The 25593-nt window shown below is 70.2% G+C and carries 24 protein-coding genes and 1 tRNA gene; 14 read left to right on the top strand and 11 right to left on the bottom strand.

All coding sequences use genetic code 11. The features are described from left to right. Nucleotides 1–72 precede the first annotated feature (72 nt). Nucleotides 73–1614, top strand: coding sequence for an acyl-CoA synthetase (locus MCBMB27_RS23235; RefSeq protein ID WP_075381372.1), 1542 nt, complete (start codon nucleotides 73–75; stop codon nucleotides 1612–1614). A 126-nt stretch (nucleotides 1615–1740) separates the two neighbouring features. Here the strand turns inward: MCBMB27_RS23235 and mgtE are convergent, their stop codons facing one another. Further along, the gene (mgtE, locus tag MCBMB27_RS23230; RefSeq protein WP_043387512.1) at nucleotides 1741–3111 is read right to left on the bottom strand and encodes a magnesium transporter; all 1371 of its coding nucleotides are present in this window, start codon (nucleotides 3109–3111) and stop codon (nucleotides 1741–1743) included. A 435-nt stretch (nucleotides 3112–3546) separates the two neighbouring features. Between mgtE and pqqA (MCBMB27_RS23225) the strand changes: the two genes are divergently transcribed. From pqqA (MCBMB27_RS23225) to MCBMB27_RS23215, 3 genes are all read left to right on the top strand, one after another. Further along, on the top strand, nucleotides 3547–3636 hold the full coding sequence (gene pqqA, locus MCBMB27_RS23225; protein WP_007559223.1) for a pyrroloquinoline quinone precursor peptide PqqA: 90 nt from the start codon (nucleotides 3547–3549) through the stop codon (nucleotides 3634–3636). Nucleotides 3637–3716: 80 nt separating this feature from the next. Then, the gene (pqqA, locus tag MCBMB27_RS23220; protein WP_007559225.1) at nucleotides 3717–3806 is read left to right on the top strand and encodes a pyrroloquinoline quinone precursor peptide PqqA; all 90 of its coding nucleotides are present in this window, start codon (nucleotides 3717–3719) and stop codon (nucleotides 3804–3806) included. 158 nt (nucleotides 3807–3964) lie between these two features. Further along, nucleotides 3965–4918, top strand: coding sequence for a class I SAM-dependent methyltransferase (locus MCBMB27_RS23215; RefSeq protein ID WP_075381371.1), 954 nt, complete (start codon nucleotides 3965–3967; stop codon nucleotides 4916–4918). Nucleotides 4919–4922: 4 nt separating this feature from the next. Here the strand turns inward: MCBMB27_RS23215 and MCBMB27_RS23210 are convergent, their stop codons facing one another. After that, nucleotides 4923–6170, bottom strand: coding sequence for a NupC/NupG family nucleoside CNT transporter (locus MCBMB27_RS23210; protein ID WP_043760361.1), 1248 nt, complete (start codon nucleotides 6168–6170; stop codon nucleotides 4923–4925). 57 nt (nucleotides 6171–6227) lie between these two features. Beyond that, nucleotides 6228–6890 carry a TetR/AcrR family transcriptional regulator gene (locus tag MCBMB27_RS23205; protein ID WP_051044742.1) on the bottom strand — a complete coding sequence of 221 codons (663 nt, stop codon included), beginning with the start codon at nucleotides 6888–6890 and terminating at the stop codon, nucleotides 6228–6230. Between the two features lie 99 nt (nucleotides 6891–6989). Here MCBMB27_RS23205 and MCBMB27_RS23200 point away from each other — a divergent pair, with 99 nt between their 5' ends. The 3 genes from MCBMB27_RS23200 to MCBMB27_RS23190 are packed head-to-tail and all read left to right on the top strand — an operon-like array spanning nucleotide 6990 to nucleotide 10202. Beyond that, nucleotides 6990–7835 carry an SDR family NAD(P)-dependent oxidoreductase gene (locus MCBMB27_RS23200; RefSeq protein WP_075381370.1) on the top strand — a complete coding sequence of 282 codons (846 nt, stop codon included), beginning with the start codon at nucleotides 6990–6992 and terminating at the stop codon, nucleotides 7833–7835. A 1-nt stretch (nucleotide 7836) separates the two neighbouring features. Beyond that, nucleotides 7837–8739: an alpha/beta hydrolase gene (locus MCBMB27_RS23195; RefSeq protein WP_075381369.1), complete on the top strand. Its 903-nt coding sequence runs from the start codon at nucleotides 7837–7839 to the stop codon at nucleotides 8737–8739. Further along, nucleotides 8736–10202 carry a flavin-containing monooxygenase gene (locus tag MCBMB27_RS23190; protein WP_075381368.1) on the top strand — a complete coding sequence of 489 codons (1467 nt, stop codon included), beginning with the start codon at nucleotides 8736–8738 and terminating at the stop codon, nucleotides 10200–10202. Before MCBMB27_RS23195 ends, MCBMB27_RS23190 begins: the two co-directional genes overlap by 4 nt. Nucleotides 10203–10280: 78 nt before the next feature. On the opposite strand, the gene MCBMB27_RS23185 is transcribed toward MCBMB27_RS23190, so the two are convergent. After that, nucleotides 10281–10934, bottom strand: coding sequence for a protein-L-isoaspartate O-methyltransferase family protein (locus tag MCBMB27_RS23185; protein ID WP_043349657.1), 654 nt, complete (start codon nucleotides 10932–10934; stop codon nucleotides 10281–10283). A 317-nt stretch (nucleotides 10935–11251) separates the two neighbouring features. Here MCBMB27_RS23185 and MCBMB27_RS23180 point away from each other — a divergent pair, with 317 nt between their 5' ends. After that, nucleotides 11252–12526: a PQQ-dependent sugar dehydrogenase gene (locus MCBMB27_RS23180; protein WP_083683688.1), complete on the top strand. Its 1275-nt coding sequence runs from the start codon at nucleotides 11252–11254 to the stop codon at nucleotides 12524–12526. After that, nucleotides 12526–13116, top strand: coding sequence for a c-type cytochrome (locus tag MCBMB27_RS23175; RefSeq protein WP_075381367.1), 591 nt, complete (start codon nucleotides 12526–12528; stop codon nucleotides 13114–13116). The genes MCBMB27_RS23180 and MCBMB27_RS23175 overlap by 1 nt, the downstream gene beginning before the upstream one ends. A gap of 171 nt (nucleotides 13117–13287) precedes the next feature. Here MCBMB27_RS23175 and MCBMB27_RS23170 read toward each other — a convergent pair whose 3' ends face one another. Next, nucleotides 13288–14058, bottom strand: a complete 771-nt coding sequence (locus tag MCBMB27_RS23170) for an MOSC domain-containing protein (protein WP_075381366.1) — start codon at nucleotides 14056–14058, stop codon at nucleotides 13288–13290. Nucleotides 14059–14257: 199 nt separating this feature from the next. On the opposite strand from MCBMB27_RS23170, the gene clpB reads away from it, so the two are divergent. The 3 genes from clpB (at nucleotide 14258) to MCBMB27_RS23155 (ending at nucleotide 19629) form a co-directional block, all read left to right on the top strand. Beyond that, nucleotides 14258–16894, top strand: coding sequence for an ATP-dependent chaperone ClpB (clpB, locus tag MCBMB27_RS23165; RefSeq protein ID WP_075381365.1), 2637 nt, complete (start codon nucleotides 14258–14260; stop codon nucleotides 16892–16894). 185 nt (nucleotides 16895–17079) lie between these two features. Next, on the top strand, nucleotides 17080–17424 hold the full coding sequence (locus tag MCBMB27_RS23160) for a hypothetical protein (protein WP_075381364.1): 345 nt from the start codon (nucleotides 17080–17082) through the stop codon (nucleotides 17422–17424). 258 nt (nucleotides 17425–17682) lie between these two features. Beyond that, complete coding sequence (locus tag MCBMB27_RS23155; RefSeq protein WP_236952794.1) at nucleotides 17683–19629, top strand: DUF4139 domain-containing protein; 1947 nt, start codon at nucleotides 17683–17685, stop codon at nucleotides 19627–19629. A 92-nt stretch (nucleotides 19630–19721) separates the two neighbouring features. Here MCBMB27_RS23155 and MCBMB27_RS23150 read toward each other — a convergent pair whose 3' ends face one another. The 4 genes from MCBMB27_RS23150 to MCBMB27_RS23135 form a co-directional block, all read right to left on the bottom strand. Next, on the bottom strand, nucleotides 19722–20615 hold the full coding sequence (locus MCBMB27_RS23150) for an inositol monophosphatase family protein (RefSeq protein ID WP_075381362.1): 894 nt from the start codon (nucleotides 20613–20615) through the stop codon (nucleotides 19722–19724). Beyond that, the gene (locus MCBMB27_RS23145) at nucleotides 20612–21187 is read right to left on the bottom strand and encodes an NUDIX domain-containing protein (protein WP_083683686.1); all 576 of its coding nucleotides are present in this window, start codon (nucleotides 21185–21187) and stop codon (nucleotides 20612–20614) included. Before MCBMB27_RS23145 ends, MCBMB27_RS23150 begins: the two co-directional genes overlap by 4 nt. A gap of 7 nt (nucleotides 21188–21194) precedes the next feature. Then, nucleotides 21195–21902, bottom strand: a complete 708-nt coding sequence (locus MCBMB27_RS23140) for a glutathione binding-like protein (protein WP_043355255.1) — start codon at nucleotides 21900–21902, stop codon at nucleotides 21195–21197. Nucleotides 21903–22009: 107 nt separating this feature from the next. After that, entirely contained in the window at nucleotides 22010–22960 is a 951-nt protein-coding gene (locus MCBMB27_RS23135) for an SMP-30/gluconolactonase/LRE family protein (protein WP_043387050.1), read from the bottom strand. Nucleotides 22961–23312: 352 nt separating this feature from the next. Here MCBMB27_RS23135 and MCBMB27_RS23130 point away from each other — a divergent pair. Together MCBMB27_RS23130 and MCBMB27_RS23125 are read left to right on the top strand one after the other, a co-directional pair. Then, nucleotides 23313–23389 (top strand) — tRNA-Pro (locus tag MCBMB27_RS23130). 25 nt (nucleotides 23390–23414) lie between these two features. Further along, a complete protein-coding gene (locus tag MCBMB27_RS23125) occupies nucleotides 23415–23726 on the top strand; it encodes an ETC complex I subunit (protein ID WP_043355257.1) in 312 nt (103 codons plus the stop codon). Between the two features lie 16 nt (nucleotides 23727–23742). Here the strand turns inward: MCBMB27_RS23125 and MCBMB27_RS23120 are convergent, their stop codons facing one another. Both MCBMB27_RS23120 and MCBMB27_RS23115 read right to left on the bottom strand, forming a co-directional pair. Next, entirely contained in the window at nucleotides 23743–24201 is a 459-nt protein-coding gene (locus MCBMB27_RS23120) for a nucleoside deaminase (protein ID WP_043355254.1), read from the bottom strand. 64 nt (nucleotides 24202–24265) lie between these two features. After that, a complete protein-coding gene (locus MCBMB27_RS23115; RefSeq protein WP_043760351.1) occupies nucleotides 24266–25333 on the bottom strand; it encodes a spore photoproduct lyase family protein in 1068 nt (355 codons plus the stop codon). Nucleotides 25334–25593: the final 260 nt, after the last annotated feature.

Genomic DNA, 25593 nt, shown 5'->3' with positions numbered 1-25593 from the left:
GGGCGGTCGCGGTTGACGGCCGCCCGCGCAGGCGGGACACCCGGCCGAAAGCCCGAATACGGGGAGCGCCCGGTGCCCGACAGCCTTGCCAACGACCGTCATCCGCCCGCGCGGTTCAACGCCGCGCGGTACTGCCTGGCCGAGAATGCGCGCCTGCGCCCCGACAAGACGGCGCTCGTGATGGTCGGGGACGGCACCGCGGAGCGGCTGAGTTTCGGCGACGTCGAGCGGGCGGTGCGCGGCATCGCGGCGGGCCTGCTGGATCTCGGCCTGGAACCCGGCGACCGGGTGATGATCCGCATGGGCAACGAGGCCGACTACGTCCTCGTCTATTTCGGGGCCCTGGCGGCGGGCCTCGTCGCCCTGCCCTCCTCGCCGCAGCTCACCGCGGGCGAGGCGGCGTTCCTCATGGAGAATTCCGGCGCCGCCGCGGTGGTGATCGGAGGCGGTTGCACGGTCGCGCCCGAGGCCCTGGGCGGACGCCTCCTGCTCGACGCCGCCGCCATCGCGCGGATGAAGGCGGGGCCGCCCCTGCCGGCCTACGCCGACACCGCCGCGGACGACCCGGCGATGCTGATCTACACCTCCGGCACGACGAGCCGGCCGAAGGGCGTGCTCCACGCCCACCGCGCCACCTACGGCCGCCGGCCGATGCGCGACCACTGGCTCGGCCTCACCGAATCCGACGTGATGCTGCATGCCGGCACCATGAACTGGACCTACACGCTGGGCGTCGGCTTGAGCGATCCCTGGTCGGTGGGCGCGACGGCGGTGCTCTACAACGGTCCACGCGATCCCGCCGTCTGGCCGCGCCTGATCGCCCGGTACGGCGCGACCCTGTTCGCCGCCGTCCCGACGCTCTACCGCCAGATCCTCAAATACGGCGACCTCGGCGCCCAGGACCTGTCGAGCCTGCGCCACGGCTGCACGGCGGGCGAGCCCCTCTCGGTGGAGTTGCTCGATGCCTGGCGGCAGGCCACCGGCAAGCCCCTCTACGAGGCGCTCGGGATGAGCGAGATCTCGACCTACATCTCCAGCGGCCCGACGATTCCCGTGCGTCCCGGCTCGCCGGGCAAGCCGCAGCCCGGTCGGCGGGTGGCGATCCTGCCCGTCGAGGGCGAGCCGGTCCCGCTGCCGGCCGGCGAGAGCGGGCTCCTCGCCGTCCATCGGACCGAGCCGGCGCTGATGCTCGGCTACTGGAACCGCCCCGAGGAAGAGGCCGAGGTGATGCGGGGCGACTGGTTCGTCGGCGGCGATCTCGCCCGGTTCGATGCGGACGGCTACCTCTGGTTCGAAGGCCGCAACAACGACCTGATGAAGGCGATGGGCTACCGGGTCTCGCCCAACGAGGTCGAGGCGGTGCTGTCCGACCACCCGTCCGTGGCGGAGGTCGGCGTGGCCGAACTGCCTGTGCGGGCAGACGTCTCGGTCATCTGCGGTTTCGTGGTGCTCCAGCCGGACGCCGAGCCCGACGCGGAGGGCCTGCTGGCCTGGTGCGCCGAGCGGCTCGCCGCCTACAAGCGGCCGCGGGAAATCCGCTTCCTCGACGCCCTGCCGCGCACGCCCAACGGCAAGGTCCAGCGCAAGCGGCTCGCCGCGACTGCGGCCGGTTGACCGGCGCCGCCGCCCGCTGGTTCGCCCCGGCGTTTCGAGGGCGCCGCAACAGGCCCCCTCTCCCGTCCGGGAGAGGGTCGGGGGGAGGGATCGGGTCTTGCCGAGGCTTGCCGGACCGGACGCCCCCTACAGCAGCGTCCCGCGCAGGATCAGCAGGGCCACCGAGAAATAGATGACGAGCCCGGTGACATCGACCAGCGTCGCCACGAACGGCGCCGAGGCGGTGGCCGGATCGAAGCCGATCCGCTGCAACAGGAAGGGCAGCATCGAGCCGGCGAGCGATCCGAAGGTCACGATCCCGACGAGCGCCGCGCCCACCGTTGCGGCCACCAGCGGCCAGTGCTCGCCGTAATCGTAGAGGCCGAACTTCTGCCACGCGACGATGCGGATGACCGCGATCACCCCGAGAATCGCCCCGAGCACGATCCCGGTGGGCAGTTCCCGCAGGGCCACCCGCCACCAGTCCCGCAGCCGGATCTGGTGCAGGGCCAGCGCCCGGATCAGCAGCGAGGTCGCCTGAGATCCGGAATTGCCCCCCGAACTCATGATCAGCGGGATGAACAGCGTCAGGACGATCGCCTTCTCCAGTTCCCCCTCGAAGCCCTGCATGGCCGAGGCGGTGAGCATCTCCGACAGGAACAGCGCGCACAGCCAGCCGGCGCGCTTCCGGATCATCGTGAAGAAGCCGATATCCATGTAGGGCTCGGGCAGCGCCTCCATGCCGCCGAAGCGCTGCACGTCCTGCGTCTGCTTCTCGATCATCGCGTCGATCATGTCGTCGACCGTGACGATGCCGATCACGTGCCCGACCGCGTCGACCACCGGCAGCGCGAGAAGATCGTATTTCGAGATCAGTCGGGCCGCCTCCTCGCGGCTGGCCGTCGGCGAGACGGCGAGGGGCCGGCGTCCCGGCGCGACGCTGAGGACGTTGTCGCTCGGATCGCCCGAGATCAGCCGCCGCAGGGGCACCGCCTTGGTCAGCGCGCGGGTGCGCGGGTCGAGCACGAAGATCGCGTAGATCGTCTCGCGGGTCTTCTCCACATGGCGGATGTGCTCCAGGGTCTGGCCCACCGTCCAGGTGCCCGGCACGGTGACGAACTCCGTGGTCATCAGAGAGCCCACGGTCTCCTCGCCGTAGGCCGAGAGCCGGTCCACGGCGCCGCGGGTCTCGGCGTCGAGGCGCGCGCGCAGGTCGGAGCGGCCGGGCTCCTCGATCTCGCGGAACACGTCCGTGACCCGGTCGGCCGACATGCCCGACAGGTAGCCGGCCACCCGGTCCCGGGGCAGCATCTCGATGATGTCGGCGGCGCAGTCGAGTTCCGGCTGGTCCAGCACCTCGATCGCCCGCTCCGTCGGCAGACCGAGCAGGATGGCGGCGGCAACCTCCGGAGCCTCGTCGTTCAGCGCTTCGACGATGTCGGGCGCCCGTTCGTCCGAAAGACGTGCGGCCAAGACGGAGGGATCGACTCGCGTGTCGAAGGGCGCGATCTCGTTCATGGCCTCGCCTCGTGGGTTACGAGGCGACGCGTCGCCGGTCATCCTAGATCAGGGCCGTGGCCGGCCGCCGCGTCGATCGCCCCGCGGCCAGGCCTCTCAGCGGCTCAGGCGGGATGACGACACGGGGCCGGGCACGGCAGGCACGATCGGTCGGGCACGTCGCTTCGCTGGTCGCTGCTGGAAAGGGAACGCGGCACCGTCGAAGACGCCGTCGCGCGGGTGCGTCGTGCGCCCGAGCAAGAGGCCCGTCAAGCCGAAACAGCGCCCATCCGCAGCCGATGCCGAACGACGCTCCGTCGGGTGGCCGCGCGGCCACGGACGGGTGGGCCCCGCCGGCCAGCAACCCAGCCTATGAGAAATATAAGTGTTGTGCTCACTTGTATTGCGTCCAAGATATTGCCTATATGGATCTCACCAACAGCGAGGAGAAACGCCATGGCCTGGTCCGCCCCGATCGTGTCCGAGATCTGCGTCGGCATGGAAGTCACCAGCTACGAGTCGGCTGAGATCGATACGTTCAACTAAGTCGCTCACGGTTCGGAGCGCCCGACGCTCCGGCCTTTGCGGCTTCTTCATCCATCGCATCAATTCACTTGGAGGAAATCATGGCTTGGTCCGCCCCCGTCGTGTCTGAGATCTGCGTCGGCATGGAAGTCACCAGCTACGAGTCGGCTGAGATCGACACGTTCAACTGAGACGTCGACATCACGTTCTGGGGCGCCGCTTCATCCGAAGCGGCGCTTTTCTTTTGTGCGCGCATGACATGCTGCGCCTCGGCTTGACCTGCCACACCAAACTGTGCCGCTGAACCGCCACCGGGCCATGTGAGCCTGCAGAGCGAGCGAGGACGGGTTTGGCGGACACTGCGTATTCGGCCGATCAAGCGATCCCACCCTGCCCGATCACCGGTGCCCCCGCCCTGCGCTGCGTCGAGCGCCTGGACGCCGCCTTCCTGACGCTGCTCTGGCACTATTCCGGCCGCGTCGATGTCGGGCCGCTGCTGCGCCCCGCCGGGACGTTCCGGCTCTGGGAATCACCGACCGGGCTGATCTTCTTCGATCCGCCGGTGGCTGGCGATGCGGCCTTCTACCGGGCGTTCTACGGCCGGATCGCCGCGCACGATAAGCTCGCCGGGCCGGAGACGGAGCGCCTGGAGTTCCGCCAGGCCGCCACGCATGTGCCGTCGGGTGCCCGGGTGCTCGACGTGGGCTGCGGCCACGGCGGTTTCCGCGCCTACGTGCCGGAGGCCACCTATACCGGCCTCGACCCGAATTTTTCCGCCGAGGACCCGACCGGGACGATCCTCGCCGAGACCGTGGAGGCGCACGCGGCGCGCCTCGGTCCGGTCTACGACGTGGCCTGCGCCTTCCAGGTCATCGAGCATGTGGCGGACCCGCTGGGATTCGCCCGGGCGCTGGCGGCCTGCGTCAAGCCGGGCGGCCTGATTCTGATCGGGACGCCGCTCTGGCCCTCGCCCAACACCACGATCCCGAACTTCGTCATCAACGCGCCGCCCCACCATCTGACGTGGTGGACGCCCGCCGCTCTCGAGGCACTGGCCGGAACCTTGGGCTGCACCGCCGAGGGGGTCCATGCCATCGGCATGGACCGGCACGATTCGCTGATTCACTGGATGGCCAAGGTCAGCCCCGTCCGCTGCCGCGACCGCTTCTTCCGGCGGACGTGGTCCTGGGCGCTGGCGCTCGCCTTCGCCTACGGCGTCGGGTCGGTCCTCGACCGCTGCCTGCCGGTGCCGAAACGGACGCGCCCGAACGCGCTGCTGCTCGTGGCGCGGACGGGCACCTGATCCCTCACGCCACGAACAGCCCCGCGATCGCCGCGCTCGTGAGATTCGACAGCGTCCCCGCCAGGATCGCCCGCAGGCCGTACCGGGCGACCTCGGCGCGGCGCTCCGGGACGAGGCTGGAGAAGCTCGCGAGCTGGATCGCGATCGAGGCGAAGTTGGCGAAGCCGCACAGGGCGAAGCAGACGATCGCCTGCGCGCGCGGCTCGAGGGTGCCGGCCTTCAGGACCGGCGACAGGTTGGCGTAGGCCAGGAACTCGTTGAAGGCGAGCTTCTGGCCGATCGCCCCGCCCACCAGGGTCGCCTGCTCCCAGGGCACGCCGAGGAGCCAGGCCAGCGGGGCGAGGGCCCAGCCGAGCACGCCCTCGAACGAGGCGGCGGGATAACCGACCCATCCGCCCAGCATGCCGAAGAGGCCGTCCGCCAGGGCGATCAGCCCGACGAAGGCGATCAGCATGGCCCCTACCGAGACCGCCACCGCGAGCCCCTTCTGGGTCCCGTCGGCCGCCGCCTCGATGATGTTGGCCGCCCGCGTCTCGCCGAACTCGACCCGGGTGGTGGTGATCCGGGTCGACTCCGTCGATGGCATCAGGATCTTGGCGTAGACGAGCCCCCCCGGGATCGCCATCACCGAGGCTGCGAGCAGGTAGGTCATGGGCACGCCGAGGGCCGCGTAGCCCGCCAGGATCGATCCTGCCGTGGACGCGGCGCCGCTCGACATGACGGCGAACAACTCGGCCCCGGTGAGCAGGGCGAGGAACGGGCGCAGCGCGACAGCGATCTCGCTCTGGCCGATGGCGATGGTGATCACCGCCGAGAACGACTCGATGGGGGACGTGCCCAGAATGCGCCGGAGCGCCGCGCCGAGGAGGCGAGCCAGCGCCTGCATCACGCCGAGATGGTAGAGCACGCCGATGAGCGCGGAGACATAGAGGATCTGCGGCAGGACCCGCAGCGCCAGGATGAAGCCCGAGCCGCCGAACAGCTCGAACATCCTCGGCTCGACGAGACCGCCGAACAGGAAGGCGGTGCCGCGATCGCCGTAGGACAGCACGGTCACGACCGCGTCGGCGACAGCCCGCAGCGCGGCCTGCCCGGCGGGAAGAAACAGCACCAGAGCACCGAGCCCCACCTGCAGGGCCAGCCCGGCGAGCACCACGCGGAGACGGATCGCCCGCCGATTGGTCGAGAACAGGATGGCGACGGCGAGCAGCACCAGAAGGCTGAGGCCGGCATGGATCAGGCGGTCGAGCATCGTGTCCTTCGGCTCCGAGCTTGGCCGGAGCGTATGGAAGGTTCAGGCCAGACGCCGTCAATCCGGGCTGTCCGGTGCGAGATAGGGGGCGAACAGGTCGCGGAGCTGCGCGAAGCCCCAGTCCAGATCGGCCTCCGTCAGGGTGGTGCCCCCCTGGAGGCGATGGTTCATCCAGTGGCTGGACACGATCCAGGCATTGTCGATGAGCCGCCCGAGGGCCTCCGGCGCGATCCGCAGCCGTCCCGCCCGCACGGCCGCCTCGAAGACACCGCGGGCCAGCGCCTGGGTCTCGGCCCGCAGGGCATGGATCCGCGGGCGCAGTGCCGGGGCGATGTCCACCATGGCGATCCCGTCGCGGTAGATGCAGCGGTAGCGCCAGATCAGGTCGAACCACGCCCGCTGGTAGCCGAGCAGCGCTTCCGGAGCGGCGGGGTCGGCGGGCATGCGGCCGGCCACCGCCAGGGCCTCAGCCTCGAAGGCGGCGAACACGGCTTCGACCAAGCCGCTCTTGCGCGGAAAGTGATACTGCAGATTGCCCTCGCGGATCCCCGCCGCGGCCGCGATCTCCGCCGTCGTGACACGGCCGAGGCCGCGGGCGTTGAACAGCGCGAGGCTGACTGCGAGGATTCGCGTGCGCGTATCCGGGATCGGCACGGCAGGACCGGCCTCCGGGCTGGCCTCCACATCGAAGTCGAACCTGCGGCCCTCGCCCCGCGGCATGATCCCATCCTCGTCTAGGGTGTTCACCCTAGACAATCAGGCCGGCCGGGCCTATCCCCCTGAAGACCGATCCAGGTCGACGGTACGGGGAGGCGCGGTTTGGCACAGCGGTTCCAACTCGCGGGCGCGGTGGCCCTGATCACCGGCGCGGCGAGCGGCATCGGTGCGGCCCTGGCCGAAGGCCTCGCCGCGAAGGGCTGCAATCTTCTCCTCGTGGACCGGGACGCGACCGGGCTGGCGGCCACTGCCGGCAAGATCCGCGGCGTCTCGGTCGAGACCCGCGTCCTCGATCTCACGAATGCCGAAGGGATCCGCGCGCTGCCGGACTGGGTCGCAGAACGGTCCGGGCATCTCGACATTCTGATCAACAATGCCGGCGTCGCCCTCGGCGGCCGGTTCGACGAGACGCATCTCGACGATTTCGAGTGGCTGCTCGACATCAACCTGCGCGCCGTCGTGCGGTTGTGCCACGCCTTCCTGCCGATGCTGCGTGCCCGGCCGGCGGCGCAGATCGTCAACCTGTCGAGCCTGTTCGGGCTGATCGCGCCGCCGGGTCAGGTCGCCTACAGCACCAGCAAGTTCGGCGTGCGCGGCTTCTCGGAGGCCCTGCGGCACGAATATGCCGGCACCGGACTCGGGGTGACGGTGGTCCATCCGGGCGGTGTCGCCACCGCCATCTCGCGCAACGCCCGCGGCCGGCGACCGCCGACCGATCCGGAGGCGGCGAAGCGCGCGTCCGTGGAGGACGAGAAGGCGCGAGAGGCGTTCGGCAAGCTTCTGACCCTGGCGCCCGCCGACGCGGCCGCCGCGATCATCCGCGGCATCGAGGCCCGGGCGCCCCGGATCGTCGTCGGCAAGGACGCCAAGAATGCCGCGCTGATCCAGCGGCTGATGCCGGTGGGCTACTGGAAGACGATCGTGCGTCTGTCCGGAGGGGCGCTCTGAGATGGCGAGCCTGCGTGCGTATCTCGGGGCCTACATGGTCCGAAGCCGGGTCCGGGGGCCGCTGGCACGGGCGCGGGACGTGGCCGCGTTCCGCCGCATCTTCGAGGCGCCGGCCTTCCCCGACCCCAAGGGCGTGACCTACGAGCCGGGCATCGTCGGCGGGGTCAAAGGCGAGTGGATCCGGCCGAAGGCGGGTCCCGGCCGGCGGATGCTCTACATCCATGGCGGCGGCTTCATCGCCTGCTCGCCCCGGACGCACCGTCCCGTCACGGGCGCCCTGGCGAACCGGGGCTTCACGATCTTCGCCCCCGATTACCGCCTCGCCCCCGAGCATCCGTTCCCCGCGGCGGTCGACGACGTGACGGCGGTCTGGGCGGCGTTCAGCGCCGAGGGCGCCGCCTGCGTGGCGGGGGAATCGGCCGGCGGAAACCTCGCCCTCGTGCTGATGGGCGAAGCCCGCGCCAGGGGTCTGCCGATGCCCTGGGCGGCGGCCCTCTTTTCCCCGGCCACGGATTTCGTCTCCGAGGACGGGTCACGGGTTTCCAATGCATGGCGCGATGCCATGTTCGACCCGCAGGCCCTCGCGGCGATCCGGCCGATGTATCTGGGCGGCGCCGATCCGGCCGATCCGCGAATCTCGCCGATCTACGGCGACCCGACCGGCTTCCCGCCGCTGCTGTTCCATGTCGGCGCGCGCGAGGTCCTGCGCGACGATTCCGTCCGCATGGCCGAGCGGGCCCGCGCGGCCGGCGTCGAGACCGAACTCAAGCTCTTCCCGGTCGTGTCCCACGCCTGGCAATTCGCCGCCGGCATGCTGCCGGAGGCGCGGGCCTCCCTCGACGAGGCCGCGGCCTTCCTGAAGGCGCACGCGCCCCACGCCCCCTCCGGGAGCCCTCTGCGATGACCGAGACCGCGTCCGAGACCCTGGCCGTCCTGATCGTCGGCGCGGGCTTCTCGGGGCTCGCGATGGCGATCCGGTGCCGGCAGGCGGGCATCGGCCCGCTGCGGGTGATCGAGAAGGCCGACGGCATCGGCGGCACGTGGCACGACAACACCTATCCGGGGGCGGCCTGCGATATCCCCTCGCACCTCTACTCCCTGTCCTTCGCCCCGAAGGCCGACTGGAGCCGGATGTATGCGCCGCAGCCGGAGATCCTGGCCTACCTGAAGGACACCGCCGAGCGGAACGGGCTGATGCCCCTGATCCAGCTGGGCACGACCTTCACCGGGGCCACGTGGGACGCGGCGCGCGCTCTGTGGCACGTGGAGACCGACCGGGGGCCGATCACGGCGCGCGCGATCGTCTCCGGGATGGGCGGGCTGCATCATCCCGCCTATCCCGACATCCCGGGTCGCGAGGCGTTCGCCGGGCCCGCCTTCCACACGGCGGCCTGGGACCATGCCGTGGCGCTCGAGGGCAAGCGCGTCGGGGTGATCGGCACGGGGGCCAGCGCGATCCAGGTGGTGCCGGAGCTCGCCGCCATCGCGTCCCACCTCACCCTGTTCCAGCGCACGCCGCCCTGGATCATGCCGAAGAACGACCACGCGATCGCGGAGGGCACCAAGAGCCGCTACCGGCGCGTGCCGTTCAGCCGGCGGCTCGAACGGGCGCGGCTGTTCTGGCTGCACGAGGTGCGTGCGCTCCTCGGCTTCACCAAGGTCTCGAAGCTCACCGGTCAGGCCGAGGCTCTGGCCCGGCGCCATCTCGCCAAGGCGGTCCCCGACAAGACCCTGAGGGCGAAGCTGACGCCGAGCTACCGGCTCGGCTGCAAGCGGGTGCTGATTTCCGACGACTATTACCCCGCGCTCCAGCGCCCGAACGTCACCCTGGAGACGGACGGCATCGCCCGGATCACCGAGACCGGCGTGACCACCGAGGCCGGACGGCACCACGACCTCGACGTGATCGTCTACGCCACGGGCTTCGACGTGACCGCGACCTTTGCGCGGATGAAGCTCGTCGGCCGCGGCGGCCGGTCTCTGACCGAGGCCTGGGCCGACGGCATGGGCGCCTACCAGGGCATCACGGTCGCGGGGTTTCCCAACTACTTTATGCTGCTCGGGCCCAACACCGGGCTCGGCCACAACTCGGTCGTCTCGATGATCGAGATCCAGGTGCAGCACGTCCTCGACTGTCTCAAAGCCCTGCGTCGCGGGACGAAGACCGTCGAGGTCCGGCCGGAGGCCCAGGCCCGGTTCGTCGACCGGATCCACAGCCGCATGGCCGACAGCATCTGGCAGGCCGGGGGCTGCCGCAGCTGGTACCTCGACGCGAGCGGGCGCAACAACACCCTCTGGCCCGACTCGGTCATGGCATATCGCCGGAGCGCCCGCAGGGCCCGGCTGGGGGATTACAGGCTCGGCTGATCGCGGCCTGCGCGCCCCGTCACGAATCCACCCGCTCCGCCCGCGAGGACGGAGGCGGGGGTGATCCGGCGCGCGGTGTCAGAACGCGAAACCGGCTTCCGCCGCGAAGGCCTCGAGACCGGGCAGCGACGCGTCGAACAGCGGCCGGGCCCCGAACGCGTCGCCGGCACGCACGAAGAGCGTGACCTTGGCGTTGCGGTGCGGGCCGAACACGCAGACCAGGCGGCCGTCATCCTTGAGCTGGTTCAGCAGCGCCTGCGGCCGGACCTCGACGCGGCCGTTGATCAGGATGACGTCGAAGGGCCCCTGCTTGGGCGCGCCGGCGGCGATCGGGCCTTCGATCACCTGTGCGGAGGCGCCGAGCCGGGTGCGCGCCGCCTCGGCGAGGTCGGGCACCGATTCCAGCGCCGTGACCTGCGCGCCGAGCTGCGCCATGACCGCCGCCGCGTAGCCGGTGCCGGTGGCGACGTCGAGGGCGGCGACGCCCGGCCGGATCCGCAGGGCCTGGATCATCCGGGCCACGACCATCGGGGCCGGCATGCAGCGGGTCTCGCCGCCGGCCTCACCGAGGCTCAGGGTCTGGTCGATATACGCGAAGGGCTCGCGGCCCTTCGGCACGAAGTCCTCGCGGGGCACGGTGTCGAACGCATCGAGCACCGTGTTGTCGTTCACGTCGAAGGTCCGCAACTGGCAGTCGACCATCATCCGCCGCGCCTGCGCGTAATCGATCATCGATACGTGTCCTCGAACCGGATCGGAACGCCGCGTCGGCCGGGCTCCGGCGGACGGCCGGCAGCCCCGGCCAAGCCTAAGCTTCCCGGACGGGGGGCGTTTTCGGAGATCATTGCCCAAAACGCAAGGTGAGCCGACACGGCAGCCGACGTCGGTCGCGGAGGACACGGCAGCGCGCGTAATCCCGGGCCGCGTTACGGCGGCCGCGGAGTGTCGCCTCGGCGCCCCCAATCCCGGTCGCGCTCTCCAGCCGACCGTTGAATAAAGAGTGCAGAGCGAGCGGGCGGTCCGTGAGACCGTCCCCACCGGGAGACACCATGACGCCGATCCGCCAGCCGATCCTGATCCGCAGCCTCACCGCGGCCCTCGCCGGCCTGAGTTTCGGCCTGATGGACCACGGCCGCGCCGCGGCACAGGAGACGGCCGCCACCGCGGCCCCGCCGCCCAGCGTCCAGGTCGACCGCGGTTCGGCGCTGTACGGCCGCCCCGAGGGCGGCGCCGCAGCCAAGCTCGCGCCGGTGGCGGGGCCGCCGTTGGCGGCCGCAGCCGCCAAGCTGCCGCTCGACAAGCTGAAGGTGCCGGAGGGCTTCAAGATCGAGGTCTATGCCAGCGGCCTCGCCAATGCCCGTGAGATGACCCAGGCGCCGGACGGCACGCTGTACGTGGGCACCCGGACGGTGGGGAAGGTCTACGCGGTGCTTCCGAAGGCGGATGGGGACGGCAAGCGCGAGGTGAAGACCATCGCGTCGGGCCTGCATCGGCCGAACGGCGTCGCCTACCACGACGGCGCGCTGTACGTCGCCGAGCTCTCGAAGATCTGGCGCTACGACGACATCGCGAACCACCTCGACGGCGCGGCGAAGCCGACCCTGGTCTATGACGAGCTGCCGAAGGACGAGGCCCATGGCTGGAAGTTCATCGCCATCGGCCCGGACAACAAGCTCTACGTGCCGGTCGGTGCCCCGGGCAACATCGTGATGCCGCCGGACACCCACGCGCAGATCCGGCGCATGGACCTCGACGGCAAGAACGCCGAGGTGATCGCCCGCGGCGTGCGCAACACCGTCGGGTTCGACTGGAACCCAAAGACCAAGCAGCTCTGGTTCACCGACAACGGCCGCGACTGGGTCTCGGAGGACATCCCGAACGACGAGCTGAACGTGCTCACGGAGCCGGGCAAGCAGCATTTCGGCTATCCGTACTGCCACCAGGGCACGTTCACGGATCCGGAATACGGCTGGGGTCATTCCTGCTCGGAATTCACCGCGCCGGCGGCGCTCCTCGGCCCGCACACGGCTTCCCTCGGCCTGCGGTTCTACACCGGCACGCAGTTCCCGGAGGCCTACCGGGACGCGATATTCGTCGCCCGGCACGGCTCGTGGAACCGCACCGCCAAGCTCGGCGGCGACGTGGTCGTGGCCAAGCCCGGACCGGACGGCAAGACCGCAGCAACGGAGCCGTTCCTGACCGGCTTCCTCCAGGACAACAAGTATGTCGGCCGCCCGGTGGACGTTCTGGTCGCCAAGGACGGATCGCTGCTCGTGTCCGACGACTACAACGGCGCGATCTACCGCGTCAGCTACGGCCGGTGATGCGCCGCCACCTCCGGTCGATCCGCGGGCTGGCCCCTGCCCTCGGCGGGCTGCTCTTGACGGGTGCGGCGCTCGCCGCCCCGGACGCGGCGCTGCAGGAGCGCCTCGCCCCCTGTATCGGCTGCCACGGTGCGGGCATGTCTGCGACGGAGGGCGTGCCCTCGCTCGGGGGGCAGCTTCCGGACTACGTGGTGACGCAGCTCTTCCAGTTCCGGGAGAAGCAGCGGGAGGCGCCGCCGATGAACGAGGTGGCTGCCGGATTCTCCGACGACGACCTGCGCAGCTACGCCGACGCGGTGGCGACGCTGCCGCCGCCCGCCTGGTCCGGTCCGCCGGCCGATGCGGCTCTGACGGCACGGGCCCAGGCGCTGGTCGCCAAGCACCAGTGCAATTCCTGCCACGGACCGGATCTCGCGGGTCGGGACGCGATCCCGCGGATCCGGGCACAGCGCGAGGACTATCTCGCCAAGGCGCTCGCCGGCTACAAGTCGAACGCCCGGCCCGGCTACGATCCCGCCATGAACGAGGTGGCGCAGGGCCTGAGCGAGGCCGACATCAAGGATCTGGCGGCCTACGTGTCGCGGCTCTGAGGGCGGGCTCGGGCGCTTCCCCGCCTCCTCTCATCCTGAGGTGAGCGCGAAGCGGGCCTCCAAGGCGTAATCCAGGGATCGCGCGGCCGGCTGAAGCCCCAATCCGAGGCTTGCGCCGCGCTCCGGCCCCTCAGGATGACGGGGGCTTATGGGACCGCTCTTCCGGTCCCGTCACCGCACGACCCGCAGTGCGTCGCCCTTCGCCAGCGCCCCGCCGGCGATCACCTCCGCGTAGACGCCGAGGTCGCGGTGGCCGAGGCGGGCGTCGAGCGTCCAGGGGATGTCGCAGTCGCGGATGCCGCTGGTCGGCTCGACGTTTGTCGCCGCGCACCGCACCGTCCGTTTGGTGATCTTGAGCCGCAGCCCGCTCGGCGCTTCGACCACCTGCCCAACCATCTCCAGTTCGGCGAAGGGGTCGAGCCCCTCGACGAGCAGGTTGCCGCGGAAGCGCAGCGGGTCCACGGGCACGCCAAGATAATCCTCCACCGCCGCCACGCTCGCACGGTTGATGAGCGACACGTAGCCGGTTGGGGAATCCGTGAACCGGTATTGCGGCGGGGCGGCGAGCACCTTCGGTTCGCCCCGCAGGCTCCCGGGAATGAACCGCCGCATCAGATCCGCAAGCCCCTCTCGGCCGGCCTCGGTGTCGAGGTTGAAGGCCTGCGGCTCGCCATGGCCCTCGACGGTGAGAGTCGCCGTAGCATCCTCGTAGCGGGTGCGCAGGCGGGCGAGCGCCTCGTCACGCATGAGCATCAGGTACTTCGTCTTCGGCTGATGGCGGGGCGCCACCGCGTTGAAGCCCGAGGGCCCGTTCTCGATGGCGTAGAGCCGGTCGCCCGGGAAGAAGCCGCTGGTCTCGAGGTCCGCCCGCTCGACGGGTTCGGGACTCAAGCCCTTCACCGGATAGCGGTAGAGAGCGCTGACATGAATCAATGCGGTCATGCGCGAAGCGTGGCCCTGAAATGATCCGTCACGCAAGAGCCTCATCGCCCCTTGTGGTGCCCAATTGCAACACCACATCGGGATCACCGGCGGCCGCCAATGGCGCCGGGGCCCACGCGCGGCGGATAGCCGGAGGGCGACGTTTCGGTGGCGCCGCGCCTCTCATCGGGCGGCGGATGCCGGTACGGGAGGGTTGTGCATGAACTTCGAAAAGTACACCGAGCGCGCCCGCGGCTTCGTGCAGGCGGCTCAGAACCTCGCGATGCGCGAGGGACATCCCCAGCTTCAGCCGGGTCACCTGCTCAAGGTGCTGCTCGACGATCCGGAAGGCCTCTGCGCCGGTCTGATCGACCGCGCGGGCGGGCAGTCGCGGGTGGCGCTGGCTCAGACCGAGCAGTGGCTCGCCAAGCAGCCGAAGGTCTCCGGCAACGCGGCCGCCCCGCAGGCGACGCGCGAGCTGATGCGCCTGTTCGACACCGCCGAGAAGGCCGCCGAGAAGGCGGGCGATTCCTACGTCACGGTGGAGCGGCTGCTCCTCGCCCTGGCGGTGGAGAAGGATTCCGAGGCCGGCCGCGCGCTCCAGGCGGCGGGTGTGACCCCCGCCTCGCTGAATGCGGCGATCAACGCCCTGCGCAAGGGCCGCACCGCCGACAACGCCTCGGCCGAGAACGCCTACGACGCCCTGAAGAAGTATGCCCGCGACCTCACCGAGGCCGCCCGGGACGGCAAGCTCGACCCGGTGATCGGCCGCGACGAGGAGATCCGGCGGACCATCCAGGTCCTGTCCCGGCGCACAAAGAACAATCCGGTGCTGATCGGTGAGCCCGGCGTCGGCAAGACCGCCATCGTCGAGGGTCTGGCCCTGCGCATCGTCGACGGCGACGTGCCGGAGAGTCTCCGGGACAAGAGCCTGCTCGCCCTCGACATGGGCGCGCTGATCGCGGGCGCGAAGTATCGGGGCGAGTTCGAGGAGCGGCTGAAGGGCGTGCTCTCCGAGGTCACCGCGGCAGAGGGCAGCATCATCCTGTTCATCGACGAGATGCACACGCTGGTCGGCGCCGGGAAGGCGGACGGGGCGATGGACGCCTCGAACCTGCTGAAGCCGGCGCTCGCCCGCGGCGAGCTGCACTGCGTCGGCGCGACCACGCTCGACGAGTACCGCAAGCACGTCGAGAAGGACGCGGCGCTCGCCCGGCGATTCCAGCCGGTCTTCGTGTCAGAGCCGACCGTGGAGGACACGGTCTCGATCCTGCGCGGCCTGAAGGAGAAGTACGAGCAGCACCACGGCGTGCGCATCCAGGATTCGGCCCTGGTGGCGGCGGCGACGCTCTCGAACCGCTACATCACCGACCGGTTCCTGCCCGACAAGGCCATCGACCTCATGGACGAGGCCGGCTCGCGCCTGCGCATGCAGGTCGATTCGAAGCCCGAGGAGCTCGACAACATCGACCGGGAGATCGTCCGGCTGAAGATCGAGGCCGAGGCGCTCAAGAAGGAGACCGATTCCGCCTCCCGCGACCGGCTGGTCCGGCTGGAGAAGGAACTCGGCGACCTGGAGGAGCGCTCGGCGGCGATCACCGCCCGCTGGAAGGCCGAGAAGGACAAGCTCGGCACCGCGGCCACCTTGAAAAAGAAGCTCGACGAGGCCCGCAACGAGCTCGCCGCGGCGCAGCGCCAGGGTCAGTATCAGCGCGCGGGCGAGCTCGCCTACGGGGTCATCCCGGGCCTGGAGAAGCAGCTCGCCGAGATCGAGGCCAAGGCCGATGCCAAGTCGGAGAACGGCCGCGACGCGATGATGGAGGAGGCCGTCACCCCCGCCCACATCGCCGGGGTCGTCTCCCGCTGGACCGGCGTGCCGGTGGACAAGATGCTGGAGGGCGAGCGCGAGAAGCTGCTGGCCATGGAGGAGGCGCTCGCCAAGCGCGTCGTCGGCCAGCGCGAGGCGGTGGAGGCGGTCTCGACCGCGGTCCGGCGCGCCCGCGCCGGGCTTCAGGATCCGAACCGGCCGATCGGCTCGTTCATGTTCCTCGGCCCCACGGGCGTCGGCAAGACCGAGCTGACCAAGGCGCTCGCCGGCTTCCTCTTCGACGACGATACGGCGCTCGTGCGCATCGACATGTCTGAGTACATGGAGAAGCACGCGGTCGCCCGGCTGATCGGCGCGCCTCCCGGTTATGTCGGCTACGAGGAGGGCGGTGCGCTGACCGAGGCCGTGCGGCGCCGGCCCTATCAGGTCGTGCTGTTCGACGAGGTCGAGAAGGCGCATCCGGACGTGTTCAACGTCCTGCTGCAGGTTCTCGACGACGGGCGGCTCACCGACGGCCAGGGGCGGACGGTCGACTTCCGCAACACGCTGCTGATCATGACCTCGAATCTCGGGTCCGAGTATCTGGTGAACCAGCCTGCGGGCGAGGACACCGACGCGGTCCGCGACGAGGTGATGGGCGTGGTGCGGGGCCACTTCCGGCCGGAATTCCTGAACCGGGTCGACGAGATCATCCTGTTCCACCGCCTTGCGCGGTCGGAGATGGGGGCGATCGTCGAGATCCAGCTCGGGCGGCTGCAGAAGTTGCTGGACGAGCGCAAGATCACCCTGGAGGTCGACGAGGAGGCCAAGACCTGGCTCGCCGACAAGGGCTACGATCCGGCCTACGGGGCGCGGCCGCTCAAGCGGGTGATCCAGAAGAATGTCCAGGATCCGCTGGCCGAGCTGGTGCTCTCGGGCAAGATCCATGACGGCGAGAAAGTGCCGGTTCGCCTGGGCGCGCTGGGCCTGATGATCGGCGACGTCACGGTCGGAGCCGAGCGGCGGCCGGTCAACGCGACGCTGAACTGATCCTGAGACAGACGATCGGGTGGCGCGCCCACACAGGGTGCGCCGCCTTTTCCGTCTCGGCTTCGTTCCACCGGCCCTCGCGACGCGATCGCGATCCCGAGTGACGACGCGTGCCGTATCGGCCGCCAGCGTCACGATGAGCTAGTTGCCTGGACAGCGTGGACGGGCCTGGGGATCCTGGCGGCATGCGTCGCGCCCACGCCGCCCTGATTCTCGCCGAACCCCGCGTCGCTGCGGCGGACCATCACCCGCCGCCCGTCGCGGCTGCCCTCGCCAGGGCCAAGGCCTCCTGCGGATCCGAGGCGGCAACGCACGAGCCCGATGTCATCACGCGGCGGGCCGTCAACGGCAGCGCTATGGCCGACGTCGTCCTGCGTTTGAGTGCCGTTCCGTGCGGTGATGACGCCGCATCGGACGGCGGCACCGCAGGCTGCGAGATGCGGGTCTCCGCATCGAAGAAGGACGAGTTCGTCGAGGCCGTCGATCCGATCGCCTTCTGGAGCGGGAGCACAGACAGCCGGATACGCTAGCGTGCAGCCGCGGGCCGCAGCATGTCGACGAGGCACTGCGCATTCGTTCAGCGGCATCCGTGCCGCATGGGGGCGTGCTCCGGTCCGGACAGCAGGCGAGCTCCGACCGCGATCGGTTTGCGGCCGCGGGCGTCACGCAGCCTTTGCCGGACGGCGCACGGTCGGCCAGAGTGGCATCGTGCTCGGCGGAGTGCCCCCTGACGGGAGACAGGCGAATTGATCCCATCGCATCTGATCTTAGCCGGAGCCCTGTTGGCCATGATCGCAGCCGCGCCGCCCCTGATGGCAGCCCCCGACGGCATCCGCGCCGTCACCCTTTCGAGCGGCGGCCTTGCCGAAGTGACCCTGGTTCATGCGGTCGACGGCGATACGACGATCGGGCTCAACGTCAGGCCCGAGCAGATCGACGACATCCTCAAGAGCCTCGTCGTGCGTGATCCGCTCGGCACCGTCGGTGCCCTGCGTCTGGACGGGGTGGATCAGGTCGACGAGACGCTGCGGACGATGCCGTTCACCGCGGACGATCTGACCGCGCCGGCGCGCCTCGTGGGGAAGCTGCAGGGCATTCCTGTCAAGATCCAGAGCGCCGGGCGCACGCTCGAAGGCCGGGTGCTCGGCGTATCCGAGCGCAATGCCGGAACCGAGGCGGGCGAGGTCGCGATCCTGACCGTGCTGACCGGGTCGGGCACGCTCGAATCCGTGCCGATCGAGGACGGCGCGACCGTGACGATCCAGGATCCGGTCATGGCGGCCAGGATCGCCGCGGCCGTCGACGCGGCCGGCAAGGCCAAGGTCGGCGATGCCCACCGGGTCGAGATCGATGTCGCGGGACGCGGCCGGCGCGAGGTCCGGTTGACCTACGTCGTCGCCGCGCCCGTCTGGAAGACGAGCTATCGCATCGTCGACGGCGGCGAAGGCCGGGCGAATCTGCAGGCCTGGGCGGTCCTCGAGAATGCCCTCGGCGCGGACTGGAAGGGCGTCGACGTCACCCTGTCGTCCGGATCGCCGGTGGCGCTCCTCCAGCGCCTGCACCGGCGCTACTGGCGCACGAGACCGGAGGCGCCGGTGATGGTCGACGATGTCGGCATGCCCGATCTCGACCAGGGCACGGTCGCCCCGAAGACGCTGTCCCGTCTGCGTGCCCCCGCGGCGCCCGCTGCCGCTGTGCCCCTTCCGGCTCCGATGGCGCGCCTCGACGTGCGCCTGGACGCTGCGGAATCCGGCTACGAGGCGGCGGCCGCGACGGCGAGTGCCGGGGCCAGCGAGGGAGATGTGTCGGCCAACTTCACGCTGCCGCATCCGGTCGATCTCCGCGCCGGCGGCACGCTGTCCGTGCCGTTCATCGATACCGAGATCGAGGCCGAGCGGATCGCCCTCTGGAAACCGGGTCAGGGGATCCATCCGATCGCGGCCCTCAGGATCCGCAACGGCACCGCCGCGATGCTGCCCGCCGGTCTCATCACCCTCTACGACCGCAAGGCCGGCTACCTCGGGGATGCGCGCCTGCCCGCGACCCCCGTCGGCGAGCAGCGGCTGGCCAGCTTCGCCGTCGACCGGAAGGTCGCCGTCCAGGCGGAGACGAAGCCGAGCGAGGCCTTGACCAAGATCACGGTGGTCGACGGCGTGGCGCGCGCGACGATGATTGCCCGGGAGGTCACGACCTACACGATCAAGGGTGCGCCGGACGCCGCCCGGGCCGTGATCATCGAGCATCCCCGACGGGACGGCTGGACCTTCACGTCCTCCGCCCGTGACAGCGAAACCCCAACGGCCTATCGCCTCAAGGTCGCGGTTCCCGCCGGCGGGTCGGCGGAGACCCAGGCCGTGTTCGAACGCGTTCAGATCGATGCCTACGATCTCGTCGATGCCGATGAGGCGCTGCTGGTCCGGTGGGCCTCCCTCGCCGCCGAACCGGACCTCGGCGGCAAGCTTAGGACCCTGTCGCAGGTCCGCGCGGAGGTTGCCGCGGCGACGCGCACCGTCGAGGAGATCGGCGAGCGCGCGGCGAAGGTGCAGGCCGAGCAGGAGCGCATCCGCAGCAATCTCGGCGCCGTCCCCAAGGACAGCGAACTGGCGCGGCGCTATCTCACCCGTATGGGCGCCCAGGAAGACGAACTGGCGAAGCTGGCCGCCGACCGGGCCGGGGCCGAGAGCGAGCTGAAGGCCGCACAGGCGCGGATCCGGACGCTGATCGCGGCGCTCTGACCGCCCGTCCCGGATCCGTTCGCGGTCCGGGCCCGAAGTCCCGTCCGCGAAGGGCGTCCCGCGATCCGGGCGCCCGCCTCCGGGATGATGTCCTAGGCCCGGCCGATCGCCGCGGCCAGATCGGCCGCCTGATCGCGATCCCGACACACCAGCCAGAGATCGTTGTGAGCGGACAGCTCAGCGTCGAACAGGTCGACGAAGGCGGCCGGCGGATCCCCGAGGTCCGGCCAGTGGAACAGGCGGAAGCCCAGCGCCTCGAACAGGGGCAGGATCGGGCCCAGGTCCCACAAGCGGTTGTTGCTCAGGGTCGCGTCGAGGCGTCCCGTGGCCAGGAGCGCGGCATCCGAGATCGCGCCGCCCTCGCTCCAGGGGAACCAGCCGCAGCCGTAATCCAGGGTGTAGCGCTGCGCCGTGACCGACAGCCAGCCGACATGGCCGGTCCGGCGCTCCGGCCGGTGGAGCGGGCGCAACGCCGCAATCATGCGGCCGCCGCGGGTCGGCGCCCAGAAGGCCCGGCCCTCACTGGCCGCGAGCAGGATGCCCTCCGTCGCCTCCGCCGGGATGCTCCGGGCCGGCGCTGAACGGTCTTCGTTCCAGGCCGGCAGGCTCATCACGCAGCTCCGGGGCCAGCCCGTGCGGCAGGCCGCAACCATCACGCCCCAGCCCGACAGGCCGCCCGCGAAGGGTCGGGTGCCGTCGATCGGATCGCCCACGAAGGTCCAGGCATCCCGGGCGAGCAGCGCCCGGGCCGCCGCCTGTCCCAGATCCTCGGCGGTCTCCTCCTCGATCAAATCGGGGCCGAACCGCGCGTGCATCAGCTGGCTGACGGCGAGGTCGGCCTCGGTCAGGGCCTGGCCGAGATCCGGGCCCTTGTTGGTCATGTCCAGGCCCGTCGCCCGCATGGTTAAGGCCAGGGGCGCGGCCTCCTCGACGAAGGCCAGCATCTGCGCGAGGACATCGGATTCGGACGTGTCGGACGAGGTCATGCGGCAAACAAGTCGGGGCTTCGGAGCATCAGGGCCTGGACCAGGACCAGCGTCTTGAGATCGGGCAGGCGACCGGCGCGGGCCTGATCGCCCAGCGTGGCGAGGGGCACTTCGAGGGCGAGAACCTGCTCGCCCTCTTCGTGGAGGCCGCCGCCGGATCCGACCCGGTCGGAGGCGCTGTAGGGCGCAAGGTAGAGCCAAAGCCGCTCCGAAGAGATGCTCGGCATGCTGTAGGCATGCGCCACCGGCTCGAGATCCCGGAGGCGGACGCCCGCCTCCTCCATCGCCTCGCGGATCGCGGTCTCCTCCGGCGCGGCGCCGTCGAGGCCGCCCGCGGGCGCCTCGTCGAGATCGGCCGGCTCGCCCCAGAAGGCCGGACCGACCCGCGCCTGCCGCACGAGCAGCGCCACGCGCCGAACGGGATCGTAGGGCAGCACGCAGGCCGCCTCGCCGTGATCCTCCAGCGCCCGCCGAACGGTGCTCCCGTCCGGCAGCGTCAGCGTGGCGATGCCGAAGGTGTTCCAGCCGCGGTGGATCACCTCCAGCGGCAGGGCAGGCGCGGCCTCGGTCATGTCCCGGTCAGCGCTTCGTGCTGGAAGCGGTCTGGCCGAACATCACCTTCTTGGCGTCCTCGCTCATGGTCTTGCCGTAGTCGGGATTGACCTCCGGGGCGCGGGCATAGGCCGCCTGCGTGGCCGGCCGCTCGGCGATCGCCGTGAACCAGCGCTTCAGGTTCGGGTGGTCATCGAGGTTCTGACCCTGCTTCTCGTAGGGCACGATCCAGGGGTAGCAGGCCATGTCGGCGATGGAATAATCAGGGCCGGCGACGAAGGCGCGATCGGCCAGGCGCCGGTCGAGGACGCCATAGAGCCGGTTGGTCTCGTTGACGTAGCGCTTGATCGCGTAGTCGATCTTCTCCGGCGCATATTGCGAGAAGTGGTGGTTCTGGCCGAGCATCGGGCCGAGGCCACCCATCTGCCAGAACAGCCATTGCAGCACCTCTGCCCGGCCGCGCAGATCCCCCGGGATGAAGCGCCCGGTCTTCTCGGCGAGGTAGAGCAGGATCGCTCCCGATTCGAACAGCGAGACCGGCGCGCCGCCGCCGGCCGGCTCATCGTCGACGATCGCCGGCATCCGGTTGTTGGGCGCGATCTTGAGAAAATCCGGATTAAACTGCTCGCCCTTACCAATATTTACCGGGTGAATGCGGTAGGCAAGCCCCGCCTCTTCGAGAAACATCGTGATCTTATGGCCGTTCGGCGTCGGCCAGTAGTGGAGTTCGATCATCGGCTGGTGTCCCGTTATGCCCCGGCGGACGGGAAGTGGGTCGGCGCGGCGCTCCGGTCAAGCACGCAACCGGCGGCGCGGGCGAGCCGCGGTATCCCGGCCTGGCCTCATCCGCCGGCGCAGCCCTGGACCTCGACGTAGAGGGCATAGAGCGACTGGCTCGCCGCCATGAACAGGCGGTTGCGGTGCCGGCCGCCGAAACAGAGGTTGGCACAGCGCTCCGGCAGCCGGATGCGCCCGATCGGCCGGCCGTCGGGATTGAACACCATGACGCCGTCCAGGGCGTCGTCACCCATGCCCCAGCCGCACCAGAGATTGCCGTCGACGTCGCAGCGCAGCCCGTCCGGCGTGCCCGGCCCGGCATCGATCAGCACGCGCCGGCCCGAAAGGGCACGGCCGCCGGCCACGTCGTAGGCGACGATCCGCCGGGTCGGCCGCCCGCGCGATTCCACGAGGTAGAGCACGCGGCCATCGGGGGAGAAGCACAGGCCGTTGGGGCCGGCGAGGTCGGTGGCCACCGTCTCCAGCACGCCGGTAACCGGGTCGAGCCGATACACGTTCTGCGGCAGTTCGGCCTCCGCGCGGGCGCCCTCGTAGAACCCCGCGATGCCGAAGGGCGGATCGGTGAACCAGACCGCACCGTCGGCGGCCGTTACGACGTCGTTGGGGGAGTTGAGCCGCCGGCCCTCGAACGCGTCCGCGAGCACGGTGATCGCGCCGTCATGCTCGGTCCGGGTGACCCGACGGTTCCCGTGCTCGCAGGTGACGAGCCGCCCTTGACGGTCGCGGGTGTTGCCGTTGGCGAAGCCGGACGGCTTCCGGTAGAGGCCGACCGCGCCGCTCTCCTCATCCCAGCGCAGGATGCGGTCGTTGGGGATGTCGCTCCACAGCAGGTAGCGACCGTCGCCGAACCAGACCGGGCCCTCGCACCAGCGGAAGCCGGTGGCGAGGCGCTCCACCGCCGTGTTGAACACCCGGTAACGGGCGAAGGCGTCGTCGAGGATCTCGACCGCCGGATCGGGATAGCGCGGGCTCGGTGTCCACACGGGAAGGTCCATGTCGCTCGCGGCGATCGTCGCGGTTTCGGCGCCCGCCGGCAAGGGTCATCAAGGGCCAACAACCGCCCCCGCATGGCCGAAGGCCCGACGGTGGCGACGAGGGCCGGTGTTCCCGGCGCGGCGATCCTTAACGCCCCATCCTCCACCCCCCAGTGATGGTGGACGCTGGTTCGTCAGCAGGGAGGCCCGGCCCTCGTCCCGAATCGGACGCTATCGCCCCGTGAATTGTCTGACAAGTCGGCCGGGCGCTGCGGGCGCGCCGGAAGCACGCAGGCGGGGGAATGGGCCACCGGCGTGCCGCGCCTTGCGGGGGACCGGCGGAACCGCTACGGCATTGAGGCCGTGTGGCAGTCGGGGTGTAGCGCAGTCTGGTAGCGCACCTGGTTTGGGACCAGGGGGTCGTAGGTTCGAATCCTATCGCCCCGACCATTCGATCAGGAGCTTGTCGAGTCCGATGCCGAGCGCCCGCATCTTCCGTCCGTCTCGGGATGCCACGCAGTCTGGCCTCGCCCGGACCAAGCAGTGGGTTCTGGAATTCGACCAGACCAGCCCGCGCGAGATCGATCCGCTGATGGGGTGGAACGGCTCCTCCGACATGCTTCAGCAGGTCCGCCTGGAATTCGACACCGAGGCGGAGGCCGTCGCCTACGCGAAGCGCGAGGGCATCGCCTTCCGCGTCGAGCAGCCGGCCAAAGTGGTCCAGCGCAAGGGCCTGTCCTATTCCGACAATTTCAAATTCAACCGCACGGCGCCGTGGACGCATTGAGTCCGGCGAGTTCGGATCAGGCTGTCCGGCGCGCTTTCCAGGCCGGGTAGGGCGAATCGCCCGGCGGACGGATCTGGCTGATCCGCATCGGCTGCGCATCGAGGGGCTGGCAGAGTTCGGCGTAGATCGTCGCGCTGCCGGCACCGTAGGTCTCGGCCTCCTCGGCCGAGAAGGCGAAATAGCCTTCCTTGAAGCCGGCAAGCCGCATCGCCGCGTGGCACATGGGGCACGGGCGGCCGCTCGCGTACATCACACAGTCGCCGAGATCGCGCCGGCCGAGCAGGCGGCTGGCTTCGCGCAGCGCAACCATCTCGGCATGGGCGCTCGGATCGTTGGTGGCGTGCACGGTGTTGGCCGCGCGGACCAGCACGGTGCCGTCCTGCACGATCACCGCGCCGTAAGGGGCGCCGCCGGCCTCGACATTGGCCTCGGCGAGGGCGACCGCCTCGCGGATATGATCTTCGTGCATCCCCATGGACGATCCCCTCTGCGCTGGCGCGGCAACGCCGGGCGCGGCGGGAAGTTCAGCGACCGGGGCCTCAGAACGCGTAGCGCACGGTGCAGTAGGGCATGGTCTCGGCCAGCAGGGCCTTGAACCGGACGAGCCACCGGCCCTTCCAGCCGGCCCGGTAGCGCAGGTTCGTGCCCCCGCCCTCGGAAACCTTCGCCTCCTGAATGTCCGGCCGCCAGAGCAGGTCCTCGGCCTTCGGGTGCCAGCCGAGATTGACCGCATGCAGATCCGCATTGTGGGTCAGCATGATGATCTCGCACTTGAGCTGCGCCTTGGCGGCGTCGGACAGGGTCGCGTCGATCTCGGCAAACAGGGCCCGCCAGTCCGCCTCCCAGTCCTCGTAAAGGATCACGGGCGAGAAATTGACGTGGACTTCGTAGCCGGCGGCCACGAAGTCGTCGATGGCGGCGATCCGCTCCGGGATCGGGGCGGTGCGCACGTCCACGATCCGGGCGATCCGCGCCGGCATGAGCGAGAAGCGGATGCGCGTCTTGCCTTGCGGATCGTAGGCCAGGAGATCGCGGTTCACGGCCTTGGTGGCGAAGGAGGCCTTGGCGTTGGGCAGGGTGCGGAACAGCGCGATCAGGGCGCGCACGCCGCCACTGACCGCCGCATCAACCGAGAGGTCGCCGTTCTCGCCGATGTCGTAGACCCAGTATTCCGGATCGATCGGATCCGGCGCCGGCAGGCGTCCCTGACGGCCGGCGTGCCGGGCGATCGCCGCGCAGGCCTGCTCGACGTTCACGAACAGCGAGATCGGGTTGGAGAAGCCCTTGCGGCGCGGCACGTAGCAATAGGCGCAGGCCATGGCGCAGCCGTTGGAGGTCGAGGGCGCGATGAAATGGGCGCTGCGGCCGTTGGGACGCATCGCGAGACCCTTCTTCACGCCGAGGACCAGGGTCGAGCGCTTGATCCGCACCCAATCCTCCACCGATCCCGCATTGCCGTGGAGTTCGGGGATGTTCCAGTGCGACGGCACGACGATGCGCTCGGCGTCCGGGAAACGGGCCAGGATCTCCCCGCCGAGCGGAAAGTCGCGGACGGCAGGCTCGTGGTAGATCGTCCGGATATCGAGCAGGTCGCGGGTGAGGGCCATGGACGATCCGGGGCCCGGGAGCGGCCCGGGTGTCGATATGGTGCTTTCGGGCGCGGCCGGAATGCCCCGCGTGCCGGCGCTTCTGCGCATCCGCAGCGCGAAAAGATCGAGATCGCTTGCGGTGGTCGATGATCGTTCAACGATATCTAACGATTCGCTGTCATGAGTCGCTCAGCTTTGAGTGGACATATGATGATCGCTTGGGACCAGGAGAGATCCGGGCCAGGCTCACCCGGCTCCGGTGAATCTCTCGACCCTGC

This window comes from Methylobacterium phyllosphaerae, assembly GCF_001936175.1.
In the GTDB taxonomy this organism is placed as follows: Bacteria; Pseudomonadota; Alphaproteobacteria; order Rhizobiales; family Beijerinckiaceae; genus Methylobacterium; species Methylobacterium fujisawaense.
Note: the sequence above shows the minus strand (reverse complement) of the source record. Positions and strands in the feature narration are given on the sequence as shown.